General features: G+C 38.2%; 9 protein-coding genes, 2 tRNA genes and 1 pseudogene. 5 read left to right on the top strand and 7 right to left on the bottom strand.

Annotation, left to right across the window (positions count from 1 at the left end; all coding sequences use genetic code 11):
• Window positions 1-16: 16 nt before the first annotated feature.
• Together QWZ08_RS19190 and QWZ08_RS19195 are read left to right on the top strand one after the other, a co-directional pair.
• Window positions 17-2,413, top strand: a complete 2,397-nt coding sequence (locus QWZ08_RS19190) for an SLBB domain-containing protein (protein ID WP_290339151.1) — start codon at window positions 17-19, stop codon at window positions 2,411-2,413.
• 6 nt (window positions 2,414-2,419) lie between these two features.
• Complete coding sequence (locus QWZ08_RS19195) at window positions 2,420-3,430, top strand: GumC domain-containing protein (RefSeq protein ID WP_290339152.1); 1,011 nt, start codon at window positions 2,420-2,422, stop codon at window positions 3,428-3,430.
• A 12-nt stretch (window positions 3,431-3,442) separates the two neighbouring features.
• On the opposite strand, the gene QWZ08_RS19200 is transcribed toward QWZ08_RS19195, so the two are convergent.
• The 4 genes from QWZ08_RS19200 to QWZ08_RS19215 all read right to left on the bottom strand — a co-directional run bounded on the left by QWZ08_RS19200 (window position 3,443) and on the right by QWZ08_RS19215 (window position 7,934).
• Window positions 3,443-4,753, bottom strand: a complete 1,311-nt coding sequence (locus QWZ08_RS19200; protein WP_290339153.1) for an ABC transporter permease — start codon at window positions 4,751-4,753, stop codon at window positions 3,443-3,445.
• Window positions 4,754-4,780: 27 nt separating this feature from the next.
• Window positions 4,781-5,710: an ABC transporter ATP-binding protein gene (locus QWZ08_RS19205; RefSeq protein WP_290339154.1), complete on the bottom strand. Its 930-nt coding sequence runs from the start codon at window positions 5,708-5,710 to the stop codon at window positions 4,781-4,783.
• Window positions 5,711-5,858: 148 nt separating this feature from the next.
• Entirely contained in the window at window positions 5,859-7,430 is a 1,572-nt protein-coding gene (locus tag QWZ08_RS19210; protein ID WP_290339155.1) for an NAD(P)/FAD-dependent oxidoreductase, read from the bottom strand.
• Between the two features lie 111 nt (window positions 7,431-7,541).
• The gene (locus tag QWZ08_RS19215) at window positions 7,542-7,934 is read right to left on the bottom strand and encodes a DUF3127 domain-containing protein (protein WP_290339156.1); all 393 of its coding nucleotides are present in this window, start codon (window positions 7,932-7,934) and stop codon (window positions 7,542-7,544) included.
• Between the two features lie 643 nt (window positions 7,935-8,577).
• On the opposite strand from QWZ08_RS19215, the gene dnaA reads away from it, so the two are divergent.
• The 3 genes from dnaA (at window position 8,578) to QWZ08_RS19230 (ending at window position 10,519) form a co-directional block, all read left to right on the top strand.
• Complete coding sequence (gene dnaA, locus QWZ08_RS19220; protein ID WP_290339157.1) at window positions 8,578-10,011, top strand: chromosomal replication initiator protein DnaA; 1,434 nt, start codon at window positions 8,578-8,580, stop codon at window positions 10,009-10,011.
• A gap of 257 nt (window positions 10,012-10,268) precedes the next feature.
• Window positions 10,269-10,357, top strand: a tRNA-Ser gene (locus tag QWZ08_RS19225).
• A gap of 87 nt (window positions 10,358-10,444) precedes the next feature.
• Window positions 10,445-10,519: transfer RNA gene (locus QWZ08_RS19230), tRNA-Pro, on the top strand.
• 730 nt (window positions 10,520-11,249) lie between these two features.
• Here QWZ08_RS19230 and QWZ08_RS28245 read toward each other — a convergent pair.
• From QWZ08_RS28245 to QWZ08_RS19240, 3 genes and pseudogenes are all read right to left on the bottom strand, one after another.
• Window positions 11,250-12,032: pseudogene (locus tag QWZ08_RS28245) on the bottom strand (recombinase family protein); the annotation flags it as partial.
• A 33-nt stretch (window positions 12,033-12,065) separates the two neighbouring features.
• Window positions 12,066-12,218: a hypothetical protein gene (locus QWZ08_RS19235; protein ID WP_290339158.1), complete on the bottom strand. Its 153-nt coding sequence runs from the start codon at window positions 12,216-12,218 to the stop codon at window positions 12,066-12,068.
• A 358-nt stretch (window positions 12,219-12,576) separates the two neighbouring features.
• Window positions 12,577-13,335 carry a hypothetical protein gene (locus QWZ08_RS19240; RefSeq protein WP_290339159.1) on the bottom strand — a complete coding sequence of 253 codons (759 nt, stop codon included), beginning with the start codon at window positions 13,333-13,335 and terminating at the stop codon, window positions 12,577-12,579.

The following is a 13,335-nucleotide window of genomic DNA, read 5'->3' on the forward strand; positions in this document are numbered from 1 at the left end:
CATTAACCCACCCAAAATGGAGTGTATTTTTAAGTTTTTTGTTAAGAAGTTTGCTACGGTGTTATTTGGTGTAACCTTTATTTCTTTAACTGTCTGCGGACAAACGATAGAACCCACTCCACAAAACCTGCAGGAATTATTGCCCAATGTGGATCCCACACAATTAACCAAATCGGGCTTTGAAAATTACTTTAAGGATAATAATCAACCAAGCAGAAAGGGTACCGACCGAAGCAGGGAAAGCGCTTCGGCTGCGGCCAAGAAATTTGACAACAAGGTGGTAGATAAAGATAGCACCTTAAATGACAATGTAAAGAACGCATCCTATAATGCTTTAAATACTTACGGCGCAAACGTTTTTAAAAATTCATCTATGTACGACATCGGTGAGTTATCTACACCTCCGCTGGATTATCCAATTGGAGTGGGCGACCATATTGTTGTAGCCTTGTGGGGTGGGGGCGAATACCAGGAAGACTATATTGTGGCACGGGATGGAGCTATTTTTCCCAACAGCCTGGGCAAAATATCAGTTCAGGGATTGACTTTTGAAATGGCCCGCTCATTAATTTATGCAAGATTTAAGAGTGTTGTACCGGCCAATACTAATATACAAGTAACCTTGGGACAGCCCAGAACCATTAATGTGAATGTTGGCGGGGAGGTTGAAAATCCCGGCCCTGTAACAGTTTCAGCGTTTTCAAATGCATACAATGTAATTGGGTTGGCTGGTGGTATTACAGATTTTGGCAGTTTAAGAGATATACAGGTTAAACGTAGCGGAAAGGTGATAGAAACCATCGACGTGTACAAATACCTGGCAACCGGCGAAATGGGCAGCCGGATTTATTTGCAAAACAATGATTTTGTATTTGTGGGTAATGAAGTAATAAAAGTATTGGCAACAGGACAGTTCAAAAGGCCAATGTACTACCAACTTAAAAAGGACGAAGGCATAAAAGCACTGATTAAATTTTCAGGCGGTTTTACATCCGAAGCGTTAACTTCTGCAGTAAAAGTTATCCGAACAGAAAACGAAGACCAGGTGATTCATGATGTGAATGCGACCAGTATTATAAAAATTCCCGATACTGACTATAAACTGGAAGATGGGGATATTGTAAGAGCAGATTTGGTGAAGCCCGGTCTGGTAAATAAACTGGAAGTGAAAGGACCGGTAAAATATCCCGGTATTTATGAGCTAAGGAAAAACGACCGCCTGTTTGATGTGATTAACCGGGCGGGTGGAATTACCAGGAACACCTACCTGGCCCGGGCCTATATATTTCGCGGAGCCGGTGATTCAACCGCTATCAAATCAGATAAGTTGGAAGTTGATTTGAATGATTTACAGAACAATAATTCCGCATCAAGCAGCAGTAATGTATTATTGATGCCAAACGATATAATTCAATTGTTTTCAAGTAATGAGTTTGGTGACCAGGAATTTGTTGACATTTTCGGAGAAGTTAGAAAAGAAGGGCATGTCAGGAAATACGGCGGCATGACCTTGCAGGACCTGCTTTATTTATCCGGTGGTTTAAAGCAATCCGCTGAATTTGGGCGACTGGAAATTTCCAGTATCGTAGATATCGATTCTGCAAAAAAAGGGCTGAAACCTACCCGCAACATCATCAAGTCTTTTTCCATTCAACCTAATTTGATTTTGGATTCTGTGGCAGCCCATATTATTTTAAAACCCTATGACCAGGTATTTGTAAGAAAAAATCCAACTTTCGAGCTGCAGCAAAATGTACAAATTCTGGGGCTTGTAAAATATGCAGGGGCTTATTCCAGACTTGATAAATATGAAAGACTGTCTTCCTATATTCAAAGGGCTGGCGGAGTATTAGAAAATGCTAATATTGGCGGCGCAATTTTGTTTAGGAAAAAAACCGATTTTTTAAGAGAAAAGATCGTGTATCAACCAAAGAGGGACTCGCTGGGGAATATTATTAAAGACAGTACATTAGCAAATCTTGAAGAGCCGGTTAGTATAGATTTATACAAAGCGATAAAGTCACCTAATTCTGTACACGATATTATACTGCAGGAAAATGATGTTATATATATTCCGGAAGTAAATCCATTTATAACCGTTCGCGGAAAAGTGCAATCGCCATTAAAAATTACTTTTGATAAAGAACACACCAACCTCAGTTACTATATCGACAGGGCAGGCGGCTTCGGTATCAGGCCATGGCGCAAAAGAGTGTATGTAACCTACGCCAATGGAAAAAGCATGCGCACCAAAAATATTTTCTTTTTTCATATTTATCCAAGAGTAGAAGAGGGATCTACTATTACTGTACCACCGCGTCCGGAAAATAAGGACTTTTCCAATGCTATGGCGACAGCACTTACAACAGCTATACCTTTAATTATTACTTACCTGATTTTTAAGATTAAATAAAAAAAATTGACAAGCACAGTACTGTTAAGAAGCATTTTTTATAAGCTGGGAAAATACAAGCTTCTCATTGCAGGGGTTGGTGTTGCATTTGCACTTTTGTTATTTTTTTACGGACGCCACAACAGGGTTGTCTATACTGCAAAAGCAACTATTTTTCCATTAACAAATCAATCTGAAAATACGCTTTCAACAAGCGCATTAAGTGGAATTTTAGGTATTGAAGGTACTTCAAAAAGCTTTAGCAGTGAAGCTGCCATTAATATCGTGGAACTTACCATGAGTCGCAACGTAAGACAAAAGGTTGCGGCAACACGATTGCCTCAATTTGGTAATAAAACAATAGCCGAATTGTTGATACAAGATATAAATGACCACAGTTTTTTTTGGCAGAAGAAACTAAAAATGCCGGACGACACCATTGCATTGGCTTCTGTGGGAGCGGAAATTTTAAACGACTACCTTACCGCAAAGATGAGTAAGACTGAAGTACTGGAAATATATTTTAGCAACGCCAACAAACCATTGATCACTCCAATAACAAATGTGCTGATAGATAAACTGTCGCAGTTTTATATTGATCTTAAAACTTCCAAAGCACTTGCAGATTATAATTTTACCGTGAAGAAAATAGATTCGCTGGAAGGAATTTTAGGCAGGGTAGATAAGAAGGCAATAGCGATGCAGAACACTACTTTCTTTACTCCAACAGACAGGTTGGAATATGACTTGCCTAAAGAAAATTTGTCAATGGAAAAAAGCAGGATTGTACGGCAGCGTGACCAGTCTGTAACCAACAGGGAGGAGGCCACCTGGCGTTTACAAAAAGCCACTCCAATCATTTCAGTATTGGATAAACCAACCGAGCCATTTGCAATGTCCAAAACTTCTTCTGTATTGCTGGGTATTGGCGGCTTTATTGCTGGTAGTTTAATTTGTATCTTTTTCTTAATAGCAGGCTTGTTGTATGCTTTTACAAAAGCTGAAATTTATAAAAGTCTTTTTGGTGATGAGCAGTAAGAAGCCCCCGCCTCATGATTTTCTAAATGCCCATTTGAACATTTCTTTCCAACTCGCCTTTTTGCCATACATTAAAATGCCTGTTCTATAAATTTTAGCAGCCAGCCAGGTAGTAAATAAAAAGCCGGCAATCAGTAATGCCATTGATACAACCAGCTGTTGCCACGGAACTCCACTCGGTATACGAGCCATCATAACGATAGGTGATGTAAACGGTATCATACTGGCCCATACCATAATGGTACTGTCGGGCGTGTTTAAATTGCTTGTCATAATAATAAAGGCAAAAATAATGGGCATCGTAATCGGCAACATAAGCGATTGTGCTTCCTGCGGATCTTCGTTTATTACACTGCCGATAGCAGCAAACAGCGAAGCGTAAAAAAGGTATCCTCCGAGAAAATAAAATATAAAACAAGTAATAATCATCGACCAGTTTACATTGCTGGCAGTTTGCTTAACATCCATTAATTTCATGGCCATGGCGCTGCTACCCCCCATAGGTATATTCTTATTCACCTCACCAGCCTGTTGCACCAGCTCGTGCGGAATAAATGCGCCAATGGCAGTAGATAAAACCAGTATCAAAACAATCCATAAAAAAAACTGTGTAAGTCCAACCGCTGCAATACCTAATATTTTCCCCATCATCAATTGAAACGGTTTTACGCTGCTCACAATAACCTCTGCAATGCGGTTCGTTTTTTCTTCCATTACACCCCGCATTACCATGGCGCCAAAAATAAACATGGTGATGTAGATCAGAATGCCACTTCCAAATCCAACGCCGTAGTTAAGCTGAGCATTTACTTCCTGCGATTTTCCCTGTGCTGTGGTTAACCGGTTCTCTACCTTAAATGCCCCCTTTGATTGCTTACTTATACTGTCGAGCGTTTCTTTGCGGATACCCTTTTTCTGTAACTGGTTAATTTCGTAAGCCCTGTCCAGCGTGGATTCTATCAGTCCCTGCGCATCTATACCCAATTGTTTTTTTGAATGGATAGTAAATTTTCGTGATGCAGAATCATTGTTTAAATTCAATACAGCATCATAGCCTTTGGTGGAAAAATTTGTACTGTCAATATTGTCTTTAAAATCAAAAATCAAACTGGCGGAATCGCCTTTTAAGTTAGCCCTGAAAGTACCGGGATCATTGATAACCGCTATTTTTTTTAATTTTTCTTTAGATGACATGGCAAAAAAAGCACTGCCAAAAATAAAAAGTAACATTACAATAGGCAGTAAAAAGGTAGACAATAAAAATGTTTTATTGCGCACCCGGGTTATGTATTCTCTTTTTAGTACGAGCCAGATCTTATTCATGTTTTTTGGATAAATGCTACTTAAAAATTAATTCATTTTTTCAAACTGTCTTGCATAAGGTGTGCCTTCTACCAACTGAATAAAAATCTCATTGAGTGTAGGTAGTACTTCATTAAATGAGTGGATTTGGATGTCCTGGCTGATGAAAAATTTCAATACATCATTGGTAGTGGAGTCATGCAGTAATTTCAATAACAATTCGTTTGGCTGGTGTTTAATTACTTCAAAAATATAAGTCATTAAATTATGTGCGTTCGTGCTGGCGCCCAACCGGTAAACGTTTTGCTTAAATTGATTTTTTACATCTGCCACACTGCCATCTAAAATCTTTTTACCTTTATTCACCAATACAATGTGGTCGCAAATTTCTTCTACCTGTTCCATGCGGTGGGTGCTGAATATAACTGTGCTGCCATTTTTAGCCAGATTAAAAATTTCATCCTTTATCAGGTTGGCATTTACTGGGTCTAATCCACTGAAAGGCTCATCCAGTATAATCAATTCAGGTTCATGTAAAACAGTGGTAACAAATTGTAGTTTTTGGCTCATACCCTTGCTTAAGTCTTCTACCTTCTTGTTCCACCAGCTTTCCATTTCAAATTTTATAAACCAGGCTTTTATTTTTTTCATCGCATCACTTCTGCTTAAGCCCTTTAACTGCGCAAGATACAGGGCCTGTTCGCCGATTTTCATTTTCTTATACAGGCCTCTTTCTTCAGGCATATAGCCAATGTAGCGCACATCATTCACCGGGTCAAAATGCCTGTTCTTTAAAAATATTTCGCCGTTATCGGGATAAAAGATGCCAGTGATCATTCTTAACAAAGTAGTTTTGCCTGCACCATTCGGACCGAGCAAGCCAAATATACTGCCCTGTTCAATAGTAAAACTTATGTCGTCAACGGCCTTCTGTGTGGAAAAATATTTTTGTACATTTTTTAGCTCCAGGATATTCATTGGGTTATTTTATTGAGGTGTAAGATTACTAAAAATTTAATAGAGAATTATACAAAGTACATCAAAGTTTTATGAGTGGTAAACTTAACGCCTCAAGAAATAAAAATTGTGCTTTCCGCAATGCCAGCGGTTGTGTGGTGACAATATTTTACTTCGTCAGCACGGCTGCAATTTGCAGTGCAACGCGTTCGCCATCCATAGCAGCACTCACAATTCCACCTGCATAGCCAGCGCCTTCAGCACAAGGGTATAAGTTACTAAGTTGGGGATGCGCCAGGCGTTCTGCATCCCTGGGAATTCTTACGGGCGAAGAAGTACGGCTTTCAGTAGCAACTACAACCGCATCATTTGTAAAATATCCTTTCATTTTTTTTCCGAATGCAACAAACCCTTTTGCAAGTGCATCATAAATAAAATCTGGTAACACTTCGTTCAGCGGTGCCGCATTTAGGCCAGGCTGATAAGAGCAGTCCGGTAAATTTGCAGATAACTTTTTGTTTGAAAAATCAACCATGCGCTGTGCGGGGGCCACAAATTTTCCGCCACCGGCAGCAAAAGCTTTTTCTTCTACGTTTTGCTGAAATTGCAACATGGCTAGATCACTGCTGGTATTAATTATTTTTTTGCTGATGACATCTTTTAATTCCACCTGTACTACAATGCCGCTGTTTGCATATGGATTGTTGCGTTTAGAAGGACTCCATCCATTTACTACTAATTGCCCGGGCGAAGTTGCTGCCGGAGCTATAATACCTCCCGGGCACATGCAAAATGAAAATACGCCACGGCCGTTTACCTGTTGTACGAGGGTATAGGCCGCCGGAGGTAAATAGCCGGCCCTGGTTGCACAGTGATATTGTACAGTATCAATTAAACTTTGCGGATGTTCTACCCTTACACCCAGGGCAAAAGGTTTGGCTTCAACCTGTATTTTTTTTTGATGCAGCAATTCAAAAATATCGCGGGCAGAATGACCTGTTGCCAAAATAAAAGCATCGCCGTTAAATACATTTCCATCAGCTGTTTTAACAGCACTTAATTTCTCGTTGCTGATTATAAAGTCTGTAACCCTTTTATTGAATAAAAATTCACCTCCGCAGTCTTCAATTGTTTGCCGCATGGCTGTGATAATGGAAGGCAATTTATTGGTGCCAATATGCGGATGAGCTTCGTATAATATTTTTTCTTCGGCACCAAAATGTACAAAGAGGTGTAAGATTCTGTCAATATTTCCACGTTTATTACTGCGGGTATACAATTTACCATCGCTGTAGGTGCCTGCACCACCCTCTCCAAAACAATAATTGCTGTCGGGGTTTAAAGTGCCTTCTTTATTAAGCATGGCGAGGTCTCTTCTTCTTGCCCTTACATCTTTACCTCTTTCAAGCAATACCGGTTGAATACCCATTTCTATCAGCTGTAGTGCCGCAAATAAACCTGCAGGGCCTGCGCCAATTATCACCACTTTTTTTGTTCCGGGGCGTACCGTGTTAAAATTGAAGGTTTCAATTGTTCTATTGTGAAAAGGCTCGTCAATAAAAGCGTTAACAGTAAGATTTACCCAGATAGTTTTTCCCCTTGCATCAATTGATTTTTTGAGAATCTGAAAACCCGTTATTCCGCCTGCGGTTTTTCCGGTGGTGTTTGCAAGCGCATGCATAATTGCTTCATGATCGGCAGCCTGCTCAGGAAGTAATTTGAGCGAAATTTTTTGTTGCATACTCCTGAATTCCGTTAGAAAAATGAAAAAGAGCATTAAGGGCAACTCTTTATCAAAACCATTGATTGTATGGGAGGTGTTATTTAAATAACTTTACGTTAGCGTGTTTTTTTAGAAAGGCAGATCATCAATTGCATCAGGTGAGGTAGATGAAAAAGTATCCAGAGGCTCCATATATTCGGTATCAGTAACTCCCTTGTCAGTGCCTGGAGATAATATTTGCTCAATGCGCCATGCATCCAAATTGGTGATGTAATTTACCTTGCCATCTTTTTCCCATTTACTTCCTTTGATGTTAAAAGATACTTTTATTTCGTCACCGATGTTTACTTTATCAATCATAGTGGTTTTATCCTGTACCGACTGAAATTTTACATAGTTGGTAATTGTGCGGCCACCAATATCTTCTGTTTTTTCAACTGCAAATTCTCTTGTTTTGAACGTTCCTGTACGTTGAACAGTATCATATTTTGCAACCAGTTTACCGGTTAATTCGTAACTCATGTTTGTAATGTTTATATTGTAAAAGTAAACTTATTTACCAATAATTTTTTTTGACTTTTTGATTCATAACTTTTATTGAACAAAAGTCTTTCTTTTGGTTTTCTCATCAAAATCTTTCAGGGTAACCTGGCAAAAATTTTCATAAAAAAATTGCAGTGTTATTTCTTAAGATGACAACCATGTTACTTGCGCAGGTACAAAACCAATAAGCCGTAAAATATTTTCTTCATAACCAGACAGTTTCTGTTAATTGTATTCATGTTTAAACAACTGAATGATTGCTTAAAAGTTGAGCAAATTTGCATACTTTTTTAAGAGACAAAAACAAGTATTTTTTTTCAAAATCAAAATTAGCGTAAAAGTACGTTGAAGAATCATGTTTTGCAATGAAATGCAGTATGGTAAAGGGTTACAGCGCAAACACTTCTTCGCTAATAATAAAAGAAGGAAAATAAAATTTCATAAACTACCATACTGTGGTAATACGGTAAAAAACAAGGGAATAAAAAATTTTTTTTTCAACAAATTATTTTGATATTCGCTCTCCCCATCAAATATAGGTTCACATTTTACTATAAACAGACGGTTCTGGAATATTTTGACTGTGGATAATTTTATAAATTCGTAAATTGCTTAAGGAATAATGGATAAAGTTTTTGATAAGGTATGGTCTAATTGTTTAGAGATAATCAAAGACATTGTAGAATGGCAGCATTTTAAAACATGGTTCGAACCTATTAAACCCGTAGCCCTCAAAGAAAAAGTATTAACGATACAAGTACCCAGTCAATTCTTTTTTGAATACCTTGAAGAGCATTACATTAGTTTACTGGCAAAAACTTTAAAGAGAGAATTAGGTAAGGATGCCCGTTTAGAATACAGGATAATGGTAGATAGCGGTAACAGTAAAAATAAGCCGCTTACAATGGATGTTCCCGGTCATGGTTTTAAATCATATTCAAATAACGAAATGGATTTTCCACTTGTGATAAATAACCCGGTTAAAAACCCGTTTGTAATTCCTGGTCTGAAAAAGATGCAGATAGATCCGCAGTTAAATCATGCGTATACATTCGATAGTTTTATCGAGGGTGATTGTAACAGGGTAGCAAGAAGGGCTGGTAAAACAGTTGCAGAAAAACCTGGTACAACCTCATTTAACCCACTGGTAATTTATGGTGGTGTAGGCTTGGGTAAAACGCATTTGGCACAGGCAATAGGTAACGAAGTAAAACGCATTCACAACAATAAAGTGGTGTTGTATGTAAGTTCAGAAAAATTCATTAACCAGTTTATAGATCACGGCCGCAATGGCGCCATCAATGATTTTATACATTTTTACCAGTTGATTGATGTTCTGATTATTGATGATGTGCAATTTTTTAACAGGGCAGAAAAATCGCAGGATGCATTCTTTTCTATTTTCAATCATTTGCATCAAAGTGGAAAACAACTGATACTCACCAGCGATAAACCTCCCAAAGATCTGGAAGGGGTACAGGAGCGTTTATTAAGCCGTTTCCGGTGGGGATTAAGCGCCGACTTGCAGGTGCCGGATTATGATACCAAGATTGAGATATTAGAAAAGAAAATGAAGAACGACGGGCTTGAAATGCCTAAAGAAGTGGTAAAATATATAGCCTACAATATCAGCAGTAACGTTCGGGAACTGGAAGGCGCATTGATATCATTGTTGGCACAATCTTCGCTAAATAAGAGGGAAATAGATCTTGAATTGGCAAAAAAAGTACTACGAAATTTTGTAAAATCTTCCAGCAAGGAGATAACTATAGACGCCATCCAAAAAATGGTATGTGAGTACTTTGATGTTCCTTATGACAAACTTTTACAGAAAACCCGCAAAAGAGAAATTGTACAGGCAAGACAGATCACCATGTTCCTCGCAAAGGCCTTTACCAAAAACTCCTTAAAAACAATTGGCGAGCATTTTGGAGGCAGAGATCACACGACTGTAATTCATAGCTGCCAAACAGTGAAAGATTTAATGGATACTGACAGCCTTTTTAAAGAAAGTGTAATGGAGTTGCAGCAAAAGGTTCAACTCGCCGCTATGTAGCATGATCGTAACCATAAAATATTTAAAACGGGTTCTTAAACGAACCCGTTTTTTTATGAGATAAGCATGCAGTGAGAAGCATTGGTGATATCCGCTACCGGCATGTGTGCATCGGTAAAAATGACTGACATTAATTCGGGATTAAAAAGTGATTTAAAAATTATTTTCAAATTATTTCAACATATTTCCATTTAGTTTTGGGTATTACAATGTTGAAGTGTATTTTTGCAACCCCTTATAAAAGTTAAGGGCAGGTAGGAGAGATGCCTGAGTGGCCGAAAGGAACGGTTTGCTAAATCGTCGTACGGGTAACACTGTACCGTGGGTTCGAATCCCACTCTCTCCGCAACAAGTTCTTACAATTTATTACATCATTCCCAATAGACAAGATGCCTGCATCAAAGCTAAATGGTATAATATAAGTTGAGTAGTTCGGGATGTAGCGTAGCCCGGTTATCGCGCCTGGTTTGGGACCAGGAGGTCGCAAGTTCGAATCTTGCCATCCCGACTTCACAGGACAAGCTGGAATTATTTCCACTTGTCCTGTTTTTATTTTCGCTAGAACCCACGTCCATACTGTATATTAGCCTTGCCACTTCATTGATGCGATTAGTTCGAACTGAAAATCCGTCAAAAGTCATTTTTTCGGGGTACATCGAACTAATTACCTCCCTTTTCTTTTCTATATCACCAGTTTCATACACATAATCGAGTTTTAAGAGATTATTTACTCCCTTAGTTAACAGGCCATTAAAGTCTAACTTATCATGATTAGTAGCGCTTAATTTCGCCTCTAGTTTTTCAAGTTTAGCGGAATACTCCGCTTTCATTTCCCTGAAATCAGCAGGCTCTAATTGCCTTGAAGAAAGTAATTCCCTGATGTAAGAAAGCTTGTCCTCATATTCTTTAATTTGCAACTGCAACTGCTTACTATCATCCTGCAAATGATTGGTCTGGTCGTACCATGCTTCGGATAAGGTTATTTTAAATAATTCTATCATTTCCGGGCGTGGAATATACTTTTTAAGCTCGGCACTAAAAATAGTATTGACATTATCAGCCCTATACCTGCATGAACAACCATCTGTGCAGTGATAGTATGAATAATATTTAGTCATTCCTTTGGAAGCACTACCAGTTAATAATTTATTGCATTTAGGGCATATTAAAAAGCCCCGTAATGGTAATGAGGCATTAGAGACCACTTTAAGCCGATAATGTCTTTTTCTACCGTCTAGGACGTCCTGAACCTGGTAATATAAAGCTTCTGAAATAATAGGTTCATGCGATCCTTTGACGAAGCAACTTTCTTCATCCTTGTATTTTGGAATAAAGATTTTGCCACAATAAATAGGATTGCGTATGGCAAACCAAAACAGCCCTTTTGTACCAGAAAAGCCTTTTCCCTTTGCCATTTTGTAAACCTGCTCCGTATTAAATACCCCCTCAGCTATTTGACTAAATGCCCACTGTAAAACTTTTGCCTGCTTTTCTTCGGGAGCTATATATTTTCTTCCAGCTTCATCAGTTTTATTACTATAACCGATGGGAGCTAACCCCATATAGCGACCTTCTTTTCTTGCCCTACGCATCCCATGGATAACATTCAATGCTCGCCGGTCATTTTCCACTTCAGGGGCTGCTAAATAAAATGCCAGCATCATTTTGTTTTCTGGTATCGATAGATCCAAAGGCTGCTCTATAGCTTGTGGTTCCACGCCTAATTTCCGTAGCAGGTTTATCATTTGATAGGCATCACCTGCGTTTCGACTAAAGCGATCCCATTTCAGAAAAAGGACGAAATCTGCCTGGCATTTATGTTTGCGAAGTTCGACCAGATATCTTTTCCACTCAGGTCGATTAAATGTTTTGGCAGAATGATCTTCGAAAATTACTTTTCTAATTGACAGATTATTGATTTCGCAATATTTTCTTAGAAATTCTTCCTGACTTCGTTGGCTATAGCCTTTGTCGGCCTGTTCATCTGTACTAACCCGGATATATAAATCTGCTATTTTCATAGATCATAAATTGAAGGTTACTAAAAATTTCACTTACGCCCTTCTTTGGCTGTCTAAATATTGTGAAACCATGATATTAGCAAATTTCCGAAGTAATTCCAGAACCTGAACAGCTTGCTCCAACGAGATATCCACACCTTTTTTCCTTAGCATCTCTAATGCTTTTTCTGGTTTTAATTTTTCCATCTTACACCTCACTTTTTTATCATTCTTCACAAATCATTCTCTGTGTAAGAGAATCTTTACAAGTCAATTAAATATATTGTGCTGGAGTTGACAGCGTTCGTAGACGGCTTGTATTGCACGTAACCAAAGTCTTTTAGGTTATTTATACACTTGCTGTAAGTATATCTGGCATTTATTTTTGCATATCTCATAATGACACTTCTTTCAATTGGAAAGGGATTTTTGCCACCATTAATATTACAATGTCTCAATAAAGCCATGTACAGACTTATATGAGTACTATTAATTCTTGAATCTTTTTCAATGGTTTCATAAAATCTACTCAACGCTGGAACTAGTTCCATAATCTTAATCTAATTTATTGATGCTGTTTCTTTGTAACTCGTTTTCCACTGATTCTTTTCTTCCTTAATAACCCACTACTTGATGAAGGCAGGCTATCAACTGCATCATCAGCCACCTCCGAATTTTCGGGCTGTTTTTTTCGAAGCAAAATTTGCTTTTCCAACAACCTGTTTTGCAAAAATCTGTATGCTTCATTAACTGAAATACAAGGCTGTCCTGTTGCACAATAGAATCGTTGGGAGATTTCATATTTATTTTTAACTGGTGCAATATTTCCAAACAAATCCTGGTATGGCAAGCCAGCCCAAAATTCCAATTTCAGAGCAGTAGCAATTGATTTACCGTTTTCAGATTTCTCTAATGCCTCTAATTTTTCGACCACTAACTCTATTTCCTCTTCATTTTTCCATTCAGATTTTTCATTGACTGGCAAGTTCCTCCCCGTTGTTAAATCAAAAGCATTTTTCCAGTCTATCTTTGCCATTGCTATTTTGACTTCGCCAATATCAATACCATTTATGAATTGCTCATTCGTATCTGAACTTACTTGAAGGGTGGCATCATAATACAAAAGCTCATAATTATCAGTTACTAGATTCTTTTGAATAAATAATTGAAAGTTCAAGTCACTATTCAGATGATTAGCCTTTGACAGAAGGCAAAAGCTCTGTAGCCTGAATGAAATCTTCTTTAATAGCAGGTATCCCAAGTGGTCAAACCCCAATGCTTCAAGTTTGTTGGAAAGCGCTGTAATATTTTGAATATCCATCAT

Source organism: Ferruginibacter paludis (assembly GCF_030409685.1).
Taxonomy (GTDB): domain Bacteria; phylum Bacteroidota; class Bacteroidia; order Chitinophagales; family Chitinophagaceae; genus Ferruginibacter; species Ferruginibacter paludis.